The sequence below is a fragment of the Sporosarcina sp. SAFN-010 genome, from assembly GCF_059415065.1.
In genome coordinates this window covers 288,360-308,696 of sequence record NZ_JBPFDS010000002.1, presented here as the reverse complement: position 1 = coordinate 308,696, position 20,337 = coordinate 288,360, and the positions used below count along the sequence as shown (strand labels likewise).

At 44.5% G+C, this 20,337-nt stretch carries 17 protein-coding genes; 12 read left to right on the top strand and 5 right to left on the bottom strand.

All coding sequences use genetic code 11. The features are described 5' to 3' along the window. Window positions 1-106 precede the first annotated feature (106 nt). Entirely contained in the window at window positions 107-2,014 is a 1,908-nt protein-coding gene (locus ACR65F_RS04370) for a mechanosensitive ion channel (protein ID WP_440503410.1), read from the top strand. A gap of 44 nt (window positions 2,015-2,058) precedes the next feature. On the opposite strand, the gene ACR65F_RS04365 is transcribed toward ACR65F_RS04370, so the two are convergent. From ACR65F_RS04365 to ACR65F_RS04345, 5 genes are all read right to left on the bottom strand, one after another. After that, the gene (locus ACR65F_RS04365; protein WP_440503409.1) at window positions 2,059-2,694 is read right to left on the bottom strand and encodes a response regulator; all 636 of its coding nucleotides are present in this window, start codon (window positions 2,692-2,694) and stop codon (window positions 2,059-2,061) included. Further along, the gene (locus ACR65F_RS04360) at window positions 2,669-3,715 is read right to left on the bottom strand and encodes a sensor histidine kinase (RefSeq protein ID WP_440503408.1); all 1,047 of its coding nucleotides are present in this window, start codon (window positions 3,713-3,715) and stop codon (window positions 2,669-2,671) included. The genes ACR65F_RS04365 and ACR65F_RS04360 overlap by 26 nt, the downstream gene beginning before the upstream one ends. Beyond that, window positions 3,712-4,413, bottom strand: coding sequence for a cell wall-active antibiotics response protein LiaF (gene liaF / locus ACR65F_RS04355; protein WP_039042669.1), 702 nt, complete (start codon window positions 4,411-4,413; stop codon window positions 3,712-3,714). Before liaF ends, ACR65F_RS04360 begins: the two co-directional genes overlap by 4 nt. A gap of 322 nt (window positions 4,414-4,735) precedes the next feature. Then, on the bottom strand, window positions 4,736-5,344 hold the full coding sequence (locus ACR65F_RS04350) for a hypothetical protein (RefSeq protein WP_052245824.1): 609 nt from the start codon (window positions 5,342-5,344) through the stop codon (window positions 4,736-4,738). A 12-nt stretch (window positions 5,345-5,356) separates the two neighbouring features. After that, window positions 5,357-5,704 (bottom strand): lmo0954 family membrane protein, encoded by a 348-nt coding sequence (locus ACR65F_RS04345; RefSeq protein ID WP_440503407.1) that lies wholly within the window; start codon window positions 5,702-5,704, stop codon window positions 5,357-5,359. A 199-nt stretch (window positions 5,705-5,903) separates the two neighbouring features. Between ACR65F_RS04345 and ACR65F_RS04340 the strand changes: the two genes are divergently transcribed. From ACR65F_RS04340 to ACR65F_RS04290, 11 genes are all read left to right on the top strand, one after another. Further along, window positions 5,904-7,052 carry a thiolase family protein gene (locus tag ACR65F_RS04340; RefSeq protein WP_440503406.1) on the top strand — a complete coding sequence of 383 codons (1,149 nt, stop codon included), beginning with the start codon at window positions 5,904-5,906 and terminating at the stop codon, window positions 7,050-7,052. Between the two features lie 27 nt (window positions 7,053-7,079). Next, window positions 7,080-8,228, top strand: coding sequence for an acyl-CoA dehydrogenase family protein (locus ACR65F_RS04335; protein WP_440503405.1), 1,149 nt, complete (start codon window positions 7,080-7,082; stop codon window positions 8,226-8,228). A 55-nt stretch (window positions 8,229-8,283) separates the two neighbouring features. Next, on the top strand, window positions 8,284-9,897 hold the full coding sequence (locus ACR65F_RS04330; RefSeq protein WP_440503404.1) for a long-chain fatty acid--CoA ligase: 1,614 nt from the start codon (window positions 8,284-8,286) through the stop codon (window positions 9,895-9,897). Window positions 9,898-10,349: 452 nt separating this feature from the next. Beyond that, window positions 10,350-10,961, top strand: coding sequence for a DedA family protein (locus ACR65F_RS04325; protein WP_440503403.1), 612 nt, complete (start codon window positions 10,350-10,352; stop codon window positions 10,959-10,961). Window positions 10,962-10,967: 6 nt separating this feature from the next. Next, on the top strand, window positions 10,968-11,795 hold the full coding sequence (locus ACR65F_RS04320; RefSeq protein WP_039042675.1) for an undecaprenyl-diphosphate phosphatase: 828 nt from the start codon (window positions 10,968-10,970) through the stop codon (window positions 11,793-11,795). Between the two features lie 171 nt (window positions 11,796-11,966). After that, the gene (locus tag ACR65F_RS04315; RefSeq protein WP_440503402.1) at window positions 11,967-12,671 is read left to right on the top strand and encodes a response regulator transcription factor; all 705 of its coding nucleotides are present in this window, start codon (window positions 11,967-11,969) and stop codon (window positions 12,669-12,671) included. Then, window positions 12,661-14,016, top strand: a complete 1,356-nt coding sequence (locus ACR65F_RS04310; RefSeq protein ID WP_440503401.1) for a sensor histidine kinase — start codon at window positions 12,661-12,663, stop codon at window positions 14,014-14,016. The genes ACR65F_RS04315 and ACR65F_RS04310 overlap by 11 nt, the downstream gene beginning before the upstream one ends. Before the next feature lie 43 nt (window positions 14,017-14,059). Next, window positions 14,060-14,788, top strand: coding sequence for a PepSY domain-containing protein (locus ACR65F_RS04305; RefSeq protein ID WP_052245825.1), 729 nt, complete (start codon window positions 14,060-14,062; stop codon window positions 14,786-14,788). A 466-nt stretch (window positions 14,789-15,254) separates the two neighbouring features. Next, window positions 15,255-16,157: a chemotaxis protein gene (locus ACR65F_RS04300; protein WP_440503400.1), complete on the top strand. Its 903-nt coding sequence runs from the start codon at window positions 15,255-15,257 to the stop codon at window positions 16,155-16,157. Between the two features lie 161 nt (window positions 16,158-16,318). Continuing rightward, window positions 16,319-17,725, top strand: a complete 1,407-nt coding sequence (locus tag ACR65F_RS04295; RefSeq protein WP_440503399.1) for an alanine/glycine:cation symporter family protein — start codon at window positions 16,319-16,321, stop codon at window positions 17,723-17,725. Between the two features lie 151 nt (window positions 17,726-17,876). Next, on the top strand, window positions 17,877-19,994 hold the full coding sequence (locus ACR65F_RS04290) for a methyl-accepting chemotaxis protein (protein ID WP_440503398.1): 2,118 nt from the start codon (window positions 17,877-17,879) through the stop codon (window positions 19,992-19,994). The last annotated feature ends 343 nt before the right edge of the window (window positions 19,995-20,337 follow it).

Sequence of the window (20,337 nt, the reverse complement as noted above, 5' to 3'; positions counted from 1 at the left end):
TGAATGAACTCTTGGCTTCTATTAAGGAAACTTATATTTAGCAGGTTTACCAATCTCCATTTGTAGGAATAGATGACTAGACTATTTACTAGAATGGAGGATCTTAATGTTCCGAGACCCGTATTATTCAAACCTTTTCAGCTGGCTACCAGATCTACTGCTCGGCATTATTGTACTTATCATTGGTTTTATCATTGCTAAAGTTGCCGAAGGGGCAGTTGTGAAAGCCATGAAAAAAGGTCACATGAATGAACGTTTAAACATGCAACACCAAAAGTGGAGTGCTGACCGAATTGCCGGCAAGATTGTATTTTTCGGTATTTTACTACTCACCATCCTCATCTTCTTTAATATTATGAACCTCAACACAATTTCTTCACCATTCCTGGATGTGTTTGCAGGACTAAGCGGTGCGGTACTTGGAATTCTAAAAGCAGGTCTTATCCTGCTGCTAGCTTGGGTGCTTGCAACCCTCGTGAAAAAGCTGATTCTGTCTGCAGGACATAAAGTGAATGTACACAAATATGTCTCTAAAGTAGGCGGATCTGCAGAATCAGTCGATAAAGCACAGTGGATTTCGACGGCTGCGAACGTTGCATTCTATTTGATTTTACTTCTGTTTATCCCAGCGGTATTGAATGCGCTTGGTTTAAGTGGAGTAAGTGGTCCGTTTGAGAACTTATTAACTGGATTTGTCGCATTTATCCCTAAGCTCGTTGGTGCTGCACTAATCTTTGTAGTAGGTATCCTGATCGCTAAAATTGTTCGCATGATTGTGACGAAGTTGCTCGAATCAATCGGTGTAGATAAAGTTGCGGACAAATTGAAGGTTTCATCTGCTGTAAAAGGGACAAGTATTTCAAAAGTGATCGGAACCATCGTGTTCGTACTAATCTTGATTCCTGTTACCATTTCAGCACTTGAAGTACTGGACTTAGAAGGGATTTCCCAGCCTGCGATTGCCATGTTGAATGACATTATGGTGATGCTTCCTAAAATCATCGTTGCGATTGCATTGATTCTCGTTGGTGTATATGTGGCGAAATGGATTAAAGGGATTGTGGAAACGTTACTTGCCAATCTCGGCGTAGACTCCTTATCGAATAAGATGGGTGTGAAGTCAACGAACCGTTCTGGCAGTTTTACAGTTTCATCTGTTATCGGAACGATTGTACAAATTGTAGTGATTCTATTGTTTGTTGTAGAAGCGCTTCAAATTGTACAACTTGCGTTTATGGTGACTCTGGCAACTGCGATTTTCGCTTACTTGCCAATGGTACTTGCTGCAGTACTAATTCTAGCAGTCGGGTTCTGGCTTGCGAACCTTGCAGAGAAATTCATTGGAAATGTTATGCAAACGAAGCAAGGGAATCCACACATTCTCCGCTACGTCGCGAAATACGCTATCTTAGCGTTCGCGTTCTTCATGGCGCTTAGTCAGCTTGGGATTGCACCTGCGATCATCAATGCTGCATTCATTCTCATCCTAGGTGGCGTTGCACTTGCATTTGGTCTAGCTTTTGGACTGGGTGGACGCGATCACGCATCTCGTTACTTGTCTAAGATGGAGTCCAGCTTGCAAGATGTAGATGTTTCGAAAGAAGGTTGGGAACAGCAAAAAGAAGAAATGAAACAAGACGCAGAGCAAGCGAAGCAACAAGCAAAACAAGGAATGAATACTACAAAAGCTCAAGTTGAGCGTGAAAAGGAACAGCTGAAACGAGCAACTGAACAAGCTCCTCCAGTTCCTCCTGCCGACGATTTCCCTGGAGACACTGAAGCAGGGTTAACAGGACCTGCACATTCTGATGTGAATGACGTCCCGCCAGCTGAGAACTTTGGAGGGAATGATCCAATTTCGTTCATGGAAGATGATGTGGATACGGGCTATAACGAAGTGGAACCAGGAGAAGAATATCCATATGGTGACCACAATCAGAAGAGCCGGTTCAACAAAGAAGCTCATGAGCAATGGAACAATCAGAAGCCTAAAGATGATCACAATCACGAATGATGACAAAAAACGCGCAGTAGGGGATACCCCTGGCTGCGCGTTTTTCATTGGACTAATTTATGATGAAATGCATAAATGACCGCCTGCGTACGGTCTTGTACTTCGAGTTTTGACAAAACATTACTGACGTGTGTCTTAACAGTTTTCAAGGAAATGAATAGTTCATCCGCAATTTCCTGATTGGACTTTCCTTGAGCGAGGAGTAACAACGTTTCTAGTTCGCGCTGCGTCAACTCTTCGTGAAGAGGATGGTCAGATCCGCCACTTCGCATTTTCTCCATCATTTTGACCGTCACTTCCGGTTCTAGAACCGTTTGGCCTTGTACGGTTTCGCGGATCGCTTGGGCAATACGCTTAGCGTTTGAAGTCTTTAAAATGTAACTGGCAGCACCTGCTTCGAGTGCTGGATAGACTTTATCGTCATCTAAAAAACTTGTAACAACGATAATTTTGGCTTCTGGCCATTGTTGAATGATCGCTTTCGTTGCTTCAGCACCGGTCATGATTGGCATGACCATGTCCATTAAAATGATGTCCGGTCGCAATTCAAGTGCTTTTTCAACCGCTTCGCCACCGTCGACTGCTTCTCCAACGACTTCCATATCAGGTTGAGTCCCTAGATATGCAGATACTCCGATGCGAACCATTTCATGATCATCTGCGAGTAGTACGCGTATCATGCGCTTCCTCCTCCTCTGTCCTAATCGGTAATTTCACTTCTACAATCGTTCCTTGCGAAGGGACGGATACAATTTTGCACACGGCACCAATTTCAACGGCACGCTCTTTAACGTTCTGAAGACCATACGAGCCACCCTTACCGCCCGATTCACTAAATCCGACACCGTTATCTTGTACGCGGAAAATCGCGAGACCCTCCCGTTCGATGAAGACTACGTCGACTTCCGTGGCTTGTGCATGACGGAGGGTGTTCGATAAGGTTTCCTGTGCGATGCGGAACAAATGATCTTCTGCACCTTTCGAAAGGGGAACGTCTTCAAGTCGGAATCGAATGGTAAACGTTACTTTTTCCTGCAGTTCCGTCAGCAATTCCTCAAGTCCTTCTTTCAGTGATTTACTATTAAGGACTGCAGGACGTAAATGTAACAGTAACGCGCGCATCTCGAGTTGTGCTTGTTGGACCATTCGTTCCACTTGGAGTAGTGGTTTTTGGAGCGCTGTTTCTTCGGGTTGCTCTGTAAGTGACGACAACAGCATTGATGCTGCGAACAATTGTTGGGAAACGGAGTCATGAAGGTCGCGAGCGAGACGTTGCCGTTCTTCAATCAATCGCTCCTGGATGATTTGGTCTTGGTCCTCAGCCCGTTGATCAGTAATTCGCTGTAAGCTCCGTTTCTGTGTATCCAATACTTCTGACACGGAAGCGATTGTTCGATTTAGTTTGCGGGAGATGCTTTTATTCGAAGGGGCGGTTCCTTCTTCTGCGAGCTGGTTGAGTGTGCGTTCAATGGTCTTTTCCTTTGAGCGCGCAATGTTGTAGATCCAAATCGAAAACATCCAGCCGAGAGTAATCGGAATGACAAGCAACCAAACTCCTACGGGCACATCCAGGAGATTTTGGTTGTACAGATATTCCCATTCAAATGATGGAGGGTATTCAATGATGTAATAAACCCCGCCGGCACAAACAGCGACGAATAGTGTGGATAGTAAGATTCCACGCCAAAAGAGTCCGGTCATTTTCGAATCACCTCGACATCCCCAAATCGGACAGATATTGAGATGATGAGTTCAGCTTCTGTACCAATTGCGCGGTCATATCCATCTTTCATATGGATGGATTCGTTCAACAATCGCTTGGGGGGTAAATCGAACAGACGACATTCACCAAATAAGACTGAGCTATGGATTCGCACGGGCAAATCGTACGGTAATTCGATTTTAACACGTCCCAGTCCTTGCCTGATGGAGATGAAGGAAGTCTGCTTCGGCAGCACCGTGTCTGTCACATCAATATAGAAGTCTCCAACGATTCCTTGTACGTGTACGTCTTGCCATTCATAGGAAGTGAATGGAGTCGACTGGCTGGAGAAGAGTCGGTCTTTCCAAATACCGTTCTGTGTTTCTCGGGTGGTTTCTTTTAAAGGACGCATAATTTCTTCTGCCGGCGTCCCTTTCCACAATCGGATAACCAGATAAATGAGCAAACCGAAAATGAGTAAACGTAAACTCCATAACGAAAGCAAGGCAATCACGATGAATATGCCACCTGTTATGACGAGCCATTTAGAGCGACGCTGAAGTCCGAAGTACATGGCAATGGCACCGAGAAAGAAGAAGATGACGTTCCCGTTTCCAAACAAACCAGCTTCCACAAATACAAGGAGTGCAAACGCCATAACCCACAATGTAGTCCGTTCTGTTTTGCTCCGCTTCATTCTGCTTCCTCTCCTTTCTCAATGTCAGTACTTTACTAAGGGTGGAGGCGATCTCGGATCACCGGGCAACTCGCTCGTTTCAGGGGATAACCCGCTCGTATCGCCGGGCAACCCGCCCGATTCACGGAGAAACCCGCTCGTATCACCGGGCAACTCGCTCGTTTCACGGGGGAACCCGCTCGTATCGCCGGGCAACCCGCCCGATTCACGGAGAAACCCGCCCGATTCCACTCGCCAGCAAGGTTAGCGTTCAGAAAAAAGAACTGCCGAGCGGCCAAGGATGTCCCTGATCACCCGGACAGCTCGTTGCTGTCTTTTCAGTTTACACGATTTTCTCGATGGTTGCTTCTTCTGCCGTCAAATCGTCAAGACGGCGTCGCATAGATGCGATGTCATCGTCTTTGGCGGAATCGCGATTCATGGGTTCGTCAGACGAAGGCTCAAGATCTGCAGAGAAAATGCGATCCATCCGGCTATTTGCCCGTTTTGCGTTTTCTTCACCCATTAACTTCAAACGGCGGACTTGCATATCTTTTACTTTGTGCTTCATGCTTTCAAAACGGCGTTCCAACGCAATCATGGACTCCGTCGTGTCCGTTTCAAGAGAACGCAATTCGTCTCGGCGTCGACTATAAGCTTCGGCCTCGTCTTTCGCGTAGTTGATAAGCGCTTCGTCTCCTGTTGCTTCAGCTAAAGAGAGTTGTTCTGTCCGTTTGTCAGTGAGCTGTTCCGCTTCGAGTAATTCCTTTGTGACTTCATCGCGCAAAATCCGTTGGCGCTCCAAAAGTTTCCCAACTGCTTTCGTTTGTTGCTCGGCTTCCTTGATGGTTTCGTTTAACACATCTGCGGCATTTTGAGTATTGCGTTTTGCTGTTATCTGTTCGAGATCGTCTTGTACGGCGAATTTGAATTTATACCATAGTTCATTCATCAAAAGCCCTCCTTATTTATTGAATTCGTTCCATTGTTTTTCAAACTTTGCGAACGGATCTGCATCGATTACATTGCTATTTGTACGTTGGTTCAGTTTCCATTTGCGCCATGCATAATAAGCTCCGGCTGCAGCAAGAAGTCCGATGAATGCAGGGATGTTTGAAATTCCTGTTAGGACTCCGACTAACATGACGATTCCCCACAGAATACGACCGATTGTTGAGTCACTTTTACGGAAGTAGTGGTAACCGAAGACTGCAGCAGCTGCTGAAAGCGCGAGTGCTACGATAGAGCCTATATTGGCGACTGCTACAATTGCGGCGATAATTCCGAAGACAATGAGTAGAAGTTTTTTCATGATTTGTGGTGCCTCCCTTCGTTTGTACCCTAATGATAAGACGGAATGGGATTTATCCAAACAGGCTTGGTATGGAGATTTGTCTCATACTTTAGGATGAGATCCTATCGAGACTATGAAACAAAGATTGAAACCGCTTTCAATAATTGGTATAGTTATTAGAAAACTAGGACTATTCTAATGTGAAGGAAGTGTCGTAATGAGAGAGACTGTAATCGTTGCGGGTGTTCGGACGCCGGTAGGAAGAAGGAAGGGGAGTCTCGCCAATACGCGACCTGATGAACTCGCTGCGCTTGTTTTGGATGAACTGATGGAACGGGCGGGCGTTGCGAAAGAAGAGACGGACGATGTCATCCTTGGTTGTGTCACCCAATCAGGAGAACAAGGTGGGAATATCGCACGTTCAGCTGTGCTTATTGGTGGATTTCCGGTAACTGTTCCGGGTGTAACGATTGACCGTCAATGTGGATCGAGTCAACAAGCGGTTCACTTCGCATCACAGGCGATTGCAAGTGGGGATATGGACGTCGTGATTGCGGGTGGAGTGGAAAGTATGACTCGAGAGCCGATGTTCTCCAATATGCATGTCGCTAAGCCTAGCGGCAAATTGATGTCACAGTATGAAATCATCAATCAAGGCCTGTCTGCGGAACGGATTGCTTCAAAATGGAAGCTATCGCGTGAGACGCTTGATCAGTTTGCATATGATAGCCACCAGAAAGCCATGCAGGCAATCGATGGAGGACGGTTCGATGAAGAAATCGTTCCCGTTGCCGTGATGGACCAAGAAGGAAACTCGAAACTATTTTCTATAGATGAAGGACCTCGACCTGAGTCGACGCTAGAAGCGCTGGCTGGATTGAAAACGGTATTTGATGAACAAGGCGTCATTACGGCAGGAAACGCGAGTCAAATGAGCGATGGGGCATCCGCGGTGTTGCTCATGAGTCGAGATAAGGCCAATGAGCTTGGCGTTAAGCCGATTGCGCGAATTGTGGCGCGAACAGTAGTCGGTTCAGATCCGACGCTTATGCTTACGGGTCCGATTGAAGCAACCCATCAAGTGTTAAAGAAATCCGGGTTGACGATTGACGACATGGATCTCTATGAAGTGAATGAAGCGTTTGCGCCTGTGCCGCTTGCATGGCTTGCGGAAACGGGAGCGGATCGTACAAAGTTAAATGTGAATGGCGGGGCGATTGCACTCGGCCATCCCCTTGGTGCAACGGGGACGAAGTTGCTTGTATCGCTGATGCACGAATTAAAACATTCCGGAGGACGTTATGGGTTACTCGCGATTTGTGAGGGAATGGGTATGGCCAATGCAACAATTATTGAAATGATTTAATCCCAGTGAAAAGGGAGGTTAATATAAATGAAGCGCTATCGTTTTGAGACGGAAGAACATGTGTTATTCAGAAAGACGCTTCGGAAATTTCTAGAAAAGGAAGCAGTGCCACACTACGATGAGTGGGAGCAACAGCGCATTGTTCCAAAAACGTTTTGGCGGAAACTTGGCGAGATGGGCTTTCTTTGCCCTCAAATTGACGAGCAATATGGCGGGTTGGGATTGGATTTCAGCTACGGTGTCATTATCGGCGAAGAGATGGAAAGAGTCGGTGCAGGTTTGACAGGAATTGGTTTGCATAATGACATCGTTGTCCCATATATTGAATCGTACGGGACAGACGAGCAGAAAGAGCGGTATTTGCCGGGATGTCTGACGGCTGATTTCATCACTGGAGTAGCGATGACTGAGCCAGGAACTGGTTCAGACTTAGCGAATGTCCAGACGAGCGCTCGTAGGGAAGGCGATTTCTATATTGTAAATGGTCAAAAGACGTTCATTACGAATGGAGTCAACGGCAACTTGTTCTTGACAGTTGTCAAAACGGACGACCATGCGGAGCCTAGGCATCGCGGAATCAGTCTTCTGCTCATTGAAGAAGGAATGGAGGGCTTCACAAAAGGGCGTAAGCTGAACAAAGTCGGCATGCATTCACAAGATACTGCAGACCTCTATTTTGAAGATTGTAAAGTGCCTGTTGCGAATCTGGTTGGTGAGGAGAATAAAGGCTTTCACTACTTAATGCAAAAATTACAGCAAGAACGTCTCATTGTCGCACTATCTGCACAAACGGCTTCAGAAGACATGTTAGAGATGACGCTTGAGTATGTGAAGGAACGGCAAGCATTCGGCAAGTCGATTGGATCTTTTCAAAACACACAGTTCAAGTTGGCGGAAGTGGCAACAAAAGTGGAACTTGGAAAGACCTTCTTGGAGTCATTAATTGAAGAGCATATGAGCGGTGCGGATGTCGTCACAAAAGTATCGATGGCGAAATACTGGATTACGGAAAGTGCACGGGAAATTGCAACGGAGTGCATGAAATTGTACGGCGGCTACGGTTATATGGAAGAGTATAAAATCGCCCGACGCTATCGCGACATCCCCGTAACGTCGATTTACGCAGGAACGAACGAAATTATGAAAGTGATCATCGCTAAAAATCTCGGTCTTTAATTCATATGTATGACATACGCATGACCAATTTAAAGGACAAAGGGAGATGGCCATAATGATGCAAACACCACTCAATTTAACGTCGTTCATCCGACGTGCTGAACAGTTTTTCCCGGAGAAGCTCATCATTTCACGTACCGCAGCAGATACAATTCACCGCATCCCGTATCGCGAATTTGCGATACGGACGCGGAAGCTTGCAGACGCACTGACGAAACTAGGAATGCAGCACGGAACGAAAGTAGCGACGTTCGGTTGGAACCACCATCGTCATCTAGAAGCGTACTTTGGTGTACCTTGTACCGGTGCGATTTTGCATATGGTCAATATCCGTTTGTCCCCTGAACATATTGCGTATGTCATCAACCATGCAGAAGACGAAATTCTCTTAGTAGACGATAATCTGTTCCCACATCTTGAGAAGCTGGCACCTCTACTGAAAACAGTGAAACACTATGTCATAATGGGCGACAGCAAAGAAGTGCCAGATACGAACTTACCGAATGTCTATGCGTACGAAGCACTTCTCGAGGATGCTTCGGACACATTCGAATTTCCAGAGGATTTGGATGAAAACACGCCTGCTGGCATGTGTTATACGTCTGCAACGACAGGCAATCCGAAAGGCGTCGTCTACACGCACCGTGGGATCGTGCTCCATAGTTATGCTCTCGGACTAGCAGACGCAATGGGATTGAATGAGCGGGATGTTATTATGCCGGTTGTACCGATGTTCCATGTCAATGCTTGGGGACTGCCGTTTGCTGCTGTGTTCTTTGGTTCTACACAAGTGCTCCCGGGGCCAGGAATTATCCCAGATTTATTGCTAGATTTGATCGAACAAGAAAAGGTGACGCTGACGGCGGGAGTGCCAACAATTTGGCTAGCTGTATTGAAAGCTCAAGATGCCAAACCACGTGATCTGTCTTCATTACGCGCGGTTGTCTGTGGCGGTTCGGCTTCGCCGAAAGGGTTGATACGCGCATTTGAGGAACGTTATCAGGTTCCGTTCATTATTGGGTACGGCATGACGGAAACCTCGCCACTCGTCAGTTTGTCGGTGTTGACGTCAGGGATGGATGACGTCACGATGGACGAAAAAATCGATATTCGTTCGTTGCAGGGTCTTGTGATGCCAGGACTGGATGTGAAGATTGTCAACGAAAACGGAGAAGTTCCGTGGGATGGCAAGACGATGGGAGAGCTCGCGGTTCGAGGACCATGGATTGCGGATGAATACTATAAAGATGAACGGACATCAGAGGCATTCCGTGACGGTTGGCTGTATACAGGAGACATTGCGGTTATGACGGACTTCGGCTACTTGAAACTGACGGATCGGACGAAAGATCTGATCAAGAGTGGTGGCGAGTGGATTTCATCCGTAGACTTGGAGAATGCGCTTATGTCGCATGATGCTGTGTTTGAGGCTGCGGTAATTGCAGTGCCACATGAGAAGTGGCAAGAACGTCCTCTTGGCTGTGTCGTATTGGCGGATGGTCGGGAAGCGAATGAGGCCATGAAGGCGGAACTTCTGGAGTACATGGAAGGACAATTTGCAAAGTGGTGGGTCCCGGACGACATCATCTTTATGGAAGAGATTCCGAAAACCTCTGTCGGGAAGTTCTTGAAAGCCGAGTTGCGCAAACAACTGGTTGAAGTGAAGTAAGTATGGACAATGGAGCCCGTCTGGCGGAGAATGCTGGACGGGTTTTGTTATGCTGAAGTCATAGAATGGAAGCTTGTTTCGTAAACTAATAGAGATTGGGCGAAACTTGTGACGGGGGATGTCGTCTTTATGACAAGATAGGCGAGTTGGTTATGATCAGATTTTGGGATTTATGAGCAGAATGCGGGGGTTATGATCAGATTCCGGGATTTATGAGCGGAATGCAGGGTTTATGATCACATTTCGAGATTTATGAGCGGAATGCGAGGTTTATGATCAGATTCCGGGATTTATGAGCGGAATGCAGGGTTTATGATCACATTTCGAGATTTATGAGCGGAATCCAAGATTTATGATCACATCGCAAGTTTTATGAGCATTTCCCTATGATCTATGAGCAATAGTAGTGGGCGTTATGCAGTTTAGTGACAACTAGTGACGGGAGGGCGTGGATGGAAGAGTGGATCATGGAGTTGTTGGCGGAATATGGCTATTATGGCGTGCTTGCACTCATCTTAGTGGAAAACCTGTTTCCTCCGATTCCCTCTGAACTGATTTTGACTTTCAGTGGTTTTTTAGTGGCATCCCACAGTTTATCAATGGGATGGATGATTGCGGCGGCTACGACCGGATCAGTAATCGGAGCCATGTTCCTATATGGAATCGGCATGTTTCTTGATGTTCCCCGGCTCGAACGACTTACAGATCGATATGGTCGTTGGCTCAGGCTGAAGAAGAAGGATATTCGTCGGGCGGATGCATGGTTTCACAAGTATGGACCTTGGACAGTGCTCATTTGTAGAATGGTTCCGCTTGTTCGAAGCCTCATTTCGATACCAGCGGGAATGTCTGGGATGAACTTCCCTCTTTTCATCATACTCACGACTTTAGGAAGTTTCGTTTGGAACAGTGTCCTCATTTTTATGGGGGTCAAGCTTGGGGCGAACTTTGAATCGGTCATCCGATATATGGACATCTATTCAAACGTTGTGTATATTTTAATAGGAATTGGCGGAGTGATCGCATGCATCTCGTATGTCAGGCTTCGCAGAAAGTGGGTATAATCAACTATGGATTTATTTGAACTTTTAAAAGCGCTTCTGTTAGGATTTGTTGAAGGAATGACAGAGTTTGCGCCTGTTTCGTCCACAGGGCATCTAATTATTGTCGATGACATGTGGTTGAAAAGTGAAGAATTTCTTGGGAAATATCCTTCTATCACATTTAAAATTGTTATTCAGCTCGGTTCAATACTAGCCGTTGTTGTCGTGTTTTGGAAGCGGCTATTCAGTTTAGTCGGTCTTTATAAAGTGGAAGGTCAAAAGGCGAGCAAAAGTTTCAACTTGCTTCACGTGATCGTTGGTATGTTGCCTGCTGTTATCCTCGGATTTGCTCTAAAGGATTTGATCGATGACTATTTGTTTGGCGTTGAAACGGTCATCGTCGCACTTGTCGCAGGTGCGATTCTCATGATCGCGGCAGATCGATTTGGACCAAAGACTCCACGCGTAACAACTCTTGACCAAATTACATACCGTCAAGCCTTTACCGTTGGACTCGTTCAATGTTTGTCACTATGGCCAGGATTTTCACGATCAGGTGCCACGATTTCAGGTGGTGTATTATTTGGGATGAACCACAGAACCGCAGCGGACTTTACGTTTATAATGGCGGTTCCGATTATGATGGGTGCCAGTCTTGTTTCTGTGATGAAAAACTGGGAGTACCTATCGATGGATCATATCTCGTTCTATGTCGTAGGATTCCTCAGCGCATTCGTGTTCTCGCTGCTGTCAATCCGATTCTTCCTGAAACTAATCTCGAAGATCAAACTCGTTCCATTTGCAATCTATCGAATTGTATTAGCGATTATTTTAGCGATTATCGTATTCTTCTAAGAAGCATCCCCGCTAACAAAGCGGGTTGCTTCTTTTTTGTATGCTTGCATTTAATTTCTCTTACTAGACAGAAAACTGATAGAATTAAAGGAAAACTTGTTTTGACAAAATCCGCAGCACAAATATAGAAGCGAATGATGTCTAGCAACTAAGTGACGGGGTGAGTTTTTTATGACTGAAAAAGTATTGATTGTTGAAGATGAAGAAAGTATCGCTCGCGTCTTACAGTTAGAGCTCGAATTTGAGGGCTACGAAGTGTCGACGTGTCATACCGGAACGGACGGTCTCATTATGTATCGTGAACAAGAATGGGATCTGGTTCTGCTGGATCTCATGTTGCCAGGTCTTAATGGTCTGGATGTTTTGCGACGTATTCGTGCCGATGAAACGATGACCCCGGTTATTTTACTGACGGCGAAAAGTGATATGGAAGACAAAGTGACGGGGCTCGATTTAGGCGCCAATGATTATGTCACTAAGCCCTTTGAAATTGAAGAATTGCTAGCACGAATTCGTTCAGCGTTAAGGTTCTCTGCCAAAGGAGTGCCTGAAGAAGCAGATGTTCATTTACATGAGTTTAATGGCATTTCCATTCATGACCAAACTCGCGAAGTTCGTTGCAATGGAAGCCTCATCGAACTGACCCCGCGGGAGTATGACTTGTTATTCCATTTGCTGAAGCATCCGAATCAGGTGTTGACGAGGGAGCAATTACTCGATGCAGTGTGGGGATATGATTATTACGGAGATACGAATGTTGTCGATGTCTACATACGATATGTTAGAAAGAAGATTGATCCCGAATGTGGTCCATCGTTCATCCATACTGTGCGAGGAGTTGGATATGCACTAAAGGACTCGCGTCATGAAACTTAAAAATAAGATCCACTCCCTTTCCACTTTGATGATGCTGATTTTACTCATTCTTAGTAATATAGGAATTTACTTCACGTTTGATCGGACTCAACATAAAACCGAATACAGTCAACTTCTTGGAAGTGCGAAAGAATTAACGGTTGCACTCAGCAAAATGACGGACGAAGAAGAAGCTGAGATTATTTTACGTGCGTATGTACCTCCGAATGGGGCTCTGCGAATTGTTGGGAAGAACGGCAACGAAGTCTTGTCAGTACAGTCAATGGAAGGGTTAGACCAAAAGTTCCCGGTTCCGGATAGAAGTGAGGAATATACACTTGTTCCTTACGATGGGTATGAAGCCCTTTCGATTGCCATCCCTACGATCTGGCCGACTGGGGAAGTGGTCCAGCTTGAGGTCACTCAAGTTTTGACGGACTTAAAAGCGAATTTGAGATTGTTGAAGATGGTTATGATCGGCATTACGTTGTTTGCCATGATCCCAATCATTATTTCAAGCATCACGCTTGGAAGAATTGTTACACAGCCAATTGAGAAGCTCATCCAAGCGATGACGGATAGTCGGCGCTCAGGAACGTTTCAGCAAATTGTTGTTCCGGAAAAAGGGAAAGACGAATTGACACAAATGGGTCAGACGTTTAATGATTTAATGGTTCAGTTGGAACAAAACTATCGCAAGCAGGAAAAGTTTGTGTCAGACGCCTCTCACGAATTAAAAACACCAATTACAGTCATAGATAGTTATGCGAGGCTGCTCGAACGTCGCGGAATGGACAAGCCAGAAATTGCACTAGAAGCACTGACGGCGATACGTAATGAGACGAAACGGATGACCGAAATGATTGAGCAAATGTTGGACCTTGCCCGAAACAATGAACCAGCTTCCTACGTATTCGAAGAGACAGATGTCCGTGTAATTGTGGATGATGCTGCCCAAATGATTACGAGTGCCTATGGCAGAGCCGTTCAGATTAAGGGATCGGACCAGCTGACTTTATCAACAGATGGGACTCATTTAAAGCAGCTTTTAATAATCTTGCTCGATAATGCGCGGAAATATAGTGAACGTGAAATCGATGTTGAGATGGAAGAGCGAAATGAATATGTGCGGATTAGTATCCAGGATTACGGAAAAGGAATTCCTGAAAAAGATATCCCATACTTATTTGACCGTTTTTATCGGGTGGATGAAGACCGTAGCCGTAAAACGGGAGGAACCGGCTTAGGACTTGCCATTGCAAACGAAATTGCGATTGGTCTAGGGGCGAAGCTCGACATTGAGAGTGAGGAAAGTAAAGGGACGAAAATAACAATTTGGCTATTAAAAGCGTCTGATTCTCAGTGAATTTTAATGTCTACCTGGTACTTTAAAGGAGAGGTGAACCGATATGAAAAAGAGCAGGAAATTTTTGCTGCCATTCAGTCTCGTGCTACTCCTGGTGGTTGCAGGTATGCTTTATATGAAAAGCATCGTTTCTCACGCGGATACCATTCCGTCCGACTCGATCAAGAACCAACTGGAAACAATGTACAATGGCGAAGTAAACAATTTATTATTGCATGATAATATATATGGGGCGACACTAACACGGGAAGGATCCGTCTATGCGGTTCGTGTGGATGGAGCAACAGGGAAAGTCCTATCAATGATTTTGAAGGAGCCTTCGACAGAACTGGTTTCAAAACAAAAGGAAGCTGCTGAAAAAGCTAAGAAGGACGAGTCATCGGTTGGAAAACCGGAGGAAGTGCCTGCTCAGTCAGCGCCAGAAAAGCCTAAGCCACAACCGGAGACTCCAACTGAGGCTCCAAAACCAGCTCCGGTTCAGCCGAAGCCGCAACCCAAACCGCAACCCAAACCACAAGAGAAACCTCAGCCCAAACCACCTGTAAATAAGCCGGCGCCACAGACAACGGTTTTACTTACAGAACAACAAGCCATTCAAATTGCATTGCGTCAATTGAATGGCGAAGTGGATGACGTCGATTTTGTCAAAACGTCAGAAGGAGGCTATTACCTCGTCGAAATCGAAATTGACGTAGATGATGGTCCTGACGAAGCGACCTATCAAATCCACGCTATCTCTGGCAAGATTATGTCCGTCACATGGGACGACTGATTTTTAAGTGAATACTGAATGAAAACCTACCAACCAGCATGTGCTGGTTGGTTTTTTATTGTAGTCAATCGAGATTTATAAGCAAATCGCAGAGGTTATGATCACATTTCGTGATTTATGAGCAATATCCAGAAGTTATGATCACATTTCGTGATTTATGAGCAATATCCAGAAGTTATGATCATATTTCGTGATTTATGAGCAATATCCCGAGGTTATGATCACATTCCGCGATTTATGAGCAGATCGCAGAGGTTATGATTAAATTTCATGATTTATGAACATATTTAATCATCTCGCAGACACAGATCTGCCAACAGATCATCATAATTTGAGAAAAAGAGGGAAGAGCCCTCAATGATTGGATACATTATGCCGAAATAGACTAGTAGAGCCGCTTCGCACAGAACGGCGGGGCATGAGACGAACGATTAAAATTGCGACTACATGAAAAGGACTGATTGCAATGGCTTATGAAAGCGGAATACTCTTAGAGAGTGGTACAAACGAACTGGAAATTGTGGAATTTGAAGTGGCAGGGAGCCGGTATGGTATTAATGTCATTAAAGTGAAAGAGATTATTGTGCCGATGCCGATTACACCCATCCCTCACGCGGATCCTGCAGTAGAAGGAATTATTCAATTGCGCGGTGAAATCTTACCGGTTATTAGTATGGAACGCGTATTAGGGATGGGACAGTCTGCGAACCCACAAAATGACAAGTACATCGTTTCATCTTTCAATAAACAACAAGTCGTGTTCCACGTACACAACGTGACGATGATCCACAGGATTTCATGGGATGCAATTGAGAAGCCATCTGGTGCGTACTCGACAGAAACCTCTCCAGTTATTGGAGTCATCAAGCTTGGCGGTGACATGATGTTGTTGCTGGATTTTGAAAAAATCGTCATGGAAATTAGTCCTGAAACAGGAATCCGCCTAGAGCAAATCAAGAAGCTAGGGAAGCGCGAGCGTTCTGATAAGCGTTTACTTGTTGCGGAGGATTCTCCACTTTTACGGAAGTTGTTGCAGACGACGTTATCTGAAGCCGGTTATGAGAGAGTAGAGTTTTTTGAAAATGGGAAAGATGCACTCACCTATTTGGAAAAGGTTGCGGAAACAGGTGATGTGGCGGATACGATCCAACTCGTCATTACAGATATTGAAATGCCACAAATGGATGGTCATCATTTCACGAGGAGAATTCGGGAACATAAAGGGCTTGCGAAACTACCGGTTATTATCTTCTCTTCTTTAATCACAGATGAACTAAAGCACAAAGGAACAAGCGTAGGTGCAGACGAACAAATCAGCAAACCTGAAATTGCAGAACTTGTCTTAAAGATTGATCAATACGTGATTTGAAAATATTCTGTGTATAACAATTTCTATTGCAATACATGCAGTGTCGGTGGTTTACTAAACCATCGGCATTTTTTCTTGTCTACCCTTTAAAAAAAGAGGGTATAGGAAGAAGCAAGTTGGATTGAAGTTTAATAGAATACAATAAGTGGAGGTGTGGCTTGATGCTTACAGATTTTTTAAATTGGATAACAGGCTCGTTCAATAATTATTTGTGGTCTTATGTACTTATCGGCTTGTTGCTAGTGCTCGGACTTTACTTCACCATCGGAACGAAGTTTGTTCAATTTCGTCTCTTCGGTGAAATGTTCCGATTGATAACTGAAAAGAAAGATAGTGAAGACGGTGTTTCGGCATTCCAAGCATTTACAATCAGCGCTGCCTCTCGTGTAGGTACAGGAAATGTGACTGGTGTCGCTCTTGCCATTGGAATTGGTGGTCCAGGTGCGATATTTTGGATGTGGATTATTGCAATTATTGGAATGGCAACCGCTTTCATCGAAAGTACGTTAGCACAAGTCTATAAAGTGCGAGATGGTGATACGTTCCGAGGTGGTCCAGCGTACTATATGCAAAAGGCGTTGGGGTTAAGAGGGTTAGGAATTGTTTTTGCTATATTACTTACACTATGTTTTGGTTTTATATTTAACGCAGTTCAGTCAAATACAATTAGTCAGTCATTCTCGGATGTGTTTAATGTTCCGGATTGGGCTGTAGGTATTGTTCTTGTTGTGTTAACAGCAATCATAATCTTTGGCGGTGTTAAAAGGATTGTAAAAGTAACTCAAGCGATCGTGCCCGTCATGGCCACATTATATATTATTGTAGCTTTGTATATTGTTATTGTGAATATTACTGAAATTCCTGCAATGATTGCTTTGATTGTTGAGCATGCATTCGGCATTAAGGAAATGGTAGGTGGCGGTGTCGGAGTTGCAATCATGCAAGGTGTTCGTCGAGGGTTATTCTCAAACGAAGCAGGTATGGGTAGTGTACCAAACGCTGCTGCAACAGCAAACGTGACGCATCCTGCGAAACAAGGACTTGTTCAGAGTCTTGGAGTGTTCTTCGATACGATTATTATTTGCTCAGCGACAGCGTTCATTATTCTACTTGCCGGACTTTATGATAAAGGCGAGACAGATGGAATCCTGTTGACACAAGCTTCCATGGCGGAGCACGTGGGTTCTTGGGCTCCTTATTTTGTAGCGATTGCAATTTTGTTCTTTGCATTCAGTTCAATAATCGGAAACTACTATTATGGGGAAACAAATATTGAATTCATTAATGCACATAAGGTTTGGATGACGGTGTATCGTCTTGCTGTACTGGGCATGGTCATGTTCGGTGCAATGGCGAAAGTCCAGACTGTATGGGATCTTGCGGATGTCTTCATGGGTCTGATGGCTGTATTGAACCTCATTGTCATTGCAGTCTTGAGTCGAACTGCCTTCAAAGTATTGGATGACTTTACTATTCAGCGTCGCAAAGGGTTGAATCCTAGGTTCCAAGCAAAATCGATTCCAGGGTTAAAGGGAACTGAATGTTGGGGCGAAGAACAATCAAAGTAAATGCTAAATTGCAATAAGAAGCAAATACAAGAAGCTACTAGATGAGTCATTGGTCTAGTGGCTTTTTTGTGACGAAAGTTCTAAATGCTATCCTTTGAATATGCTATTAGGTATAATCGTTAAGTCTTAAAGTATAGAAGGGATGTACATAATGAAAAAGTCGAAAAGTGTTGTCTTTAAACTCTCATCACTCATAATAGGAGTGTTTTTCCTGTTGTTTGCGCTCTATGCATTTGGAACTATGATTTACACACATAGCATTACCGTAAATGATGCTGAGGAAATTGCAACAACGAATACAGAGCGAGTTGCATTAAAGCTAAGTGAACAATTTAAGCAAACGGATGAATCGCTTAGTACAACTAAACGAGTATTAGAAACGATGAATTCGAATTCTAAATTGGCAGCGACTGATGTTCTATCAGTGCTTCAAGCGAATCTAGAAGGAAATCCGAATGCAGTTAGTATGAGTGCTGTATTTGAAAAAGGTGTTCTTTCTACAGAAGGTTTGTCTGATTCTAACCAGAAACTTATAGACTCAGAAGGAAGGTTTACTCCGTTCTTATTGAAAACAAAAGATGGAATACAAATTGAACCTGCAAGTGGTTATGAAGAATCGGGCCAAGGTGATTGGTATTTACGGCCAAAAGCCGATAAGAAATCTTATTTCCAAGAACCGACAACGTATGAGGTAGATGGGAAAAATAACAGTTTTACTTCTCTATCCGTGCCGTTACTAACAGGAAACGGGGATTTTGCAGGGGTAATCAGTGCAAACATGTCACTAGATTTTCTTGGAGAGTTAACTAAAGAAATTGCACCTGAAGGCGGATATGCTTCTGTCATATCTGACGATGGCGTTCTTATCCAAAACAGTCTGAAAGAGCAACTGAACAATTCGAATATGAAGGACGCCATTGATTGGCAGCCTGTGAAAGACAAATTAACAGCTGGAAAAACAGACTCACTATATGTGGATTCAAAAACATATGACGAAAAAGCATTCAACGCATTTGCTCCAATTACCTTGAATGGATTTGAACAGACATGGTCCGTCCAAACAGTATTACCACGCACAGTAATCGTTGCTCCTTTTGCACGCATTGTGATCTTTACGTTAATTGCAGCTGCAGTTATGGTGGTATTAATGGGTCTCGTTACCGCATTTTTCGTATATCGCCACATAAACCCACTGACACGCATTCAGAAATCGATGGAATTGGCGGCGTCAGGAGATTTGACGGAACAAGTAGATGTGAGCAAGCTGAAGCAAGACGAAATTGGCTCTGTTGCCACTTCGTACAACCATATGCTCAGCCAAACAAATGAAGCGCTTGTGGAAGTATTGTCTGCTTCTTCACGACTTACGGATTCATCCGCTCAGGTAAATCATGCGTTTGAAGAAATCGTTGCGTCCAGCCAAGAGGTCTCAGTTGCAACAGAAGAGATTGCTCAAGGGGCATCTAAGCAATCAGAAGACACAGAAGAGACGAGCCACCGCATGGGGGACCTCGCAGATCAGATTACGGCCATTTCAACACTATCTGAAAATATGGATGGCTTATCACGTCAAACAGTGGAGTCTACGCAAAACGGACTTGCAGAAGTCGATCGGTTGCGCGAACAAAATGAGTTGGCAAACCGTATGAACGCGCAAGTGGAGCAGCAAATGACAGCCCTAACAGACAAAATTTCAGGCATTAACCATGTGATTACGTCCATCCAGGATATTACGGCTCAAACGAACCTGCTCGCGCTTAACGCGAGTATTGAAGCAGCGCGTGCAGGCGAGAACGGAAAAGGCTTTGCCGTAGTTGCTGAAGAAGTACGTAAGCTTGCGGAGCAATCGAGCCGCGAAACAGGAACAATCCAACAGACCGTCCAAGAAATTCTGGATCAGTCGAAAGCTACGGTTGACGTGATTGCTCAAAATACGAAATCAATGAAGACTCAGAGCGAGTCTGTCGCGAGTACAGAAATGTCATTTGCACTCAATGCGCAACTAACTAATGAAATGAACAAATCGATCGCGGAGCTCTCAGCGAATTTATCGGAAATGATTTCACATAAAGATCAGGCCGTACTTGCAATTCAAAGTGTATCTGCAGTTTCAGAAGAAACAGCTGCATCTGCAGAACAGGTGAGCGCTTCTTCAGTTGCCCAGCAACAAGAACTTGAACGTGTTGCAGGTTCTGTGCAACAAATGTCACGCATTGCGAGTGAACTTCAAGAAGTTGTCGAACGGTTTGAATTAGCAAAACAAGATTAAGTATATTGGGTAGTTAACAATTAAAGCAGAGGTTGAGATTGCAAAATTTCTCCTCTGTTTTAAATTTTTCATGCATGAAAATGCATCTATCTGATAAGCGGAATAGGAAGAAAAGAGCAAGGATTTTGTTTCTAATAATTTGGAGCGGTGCGAGTAACTGTCCTAACTCAATGTGTGATAAACTAGTCTTTCGAGAGAAAATCCCGGGTGCAAAACACATATAGGCGACAAAGGGAAATTAACGTCACTTTTTGCCTATTTACTGTTTGGACACAAGATGTTAGGGTAGATAAAGAATATAAACACTATATATAGTGCTGATGCCGAAATGCCGTCATAAAGG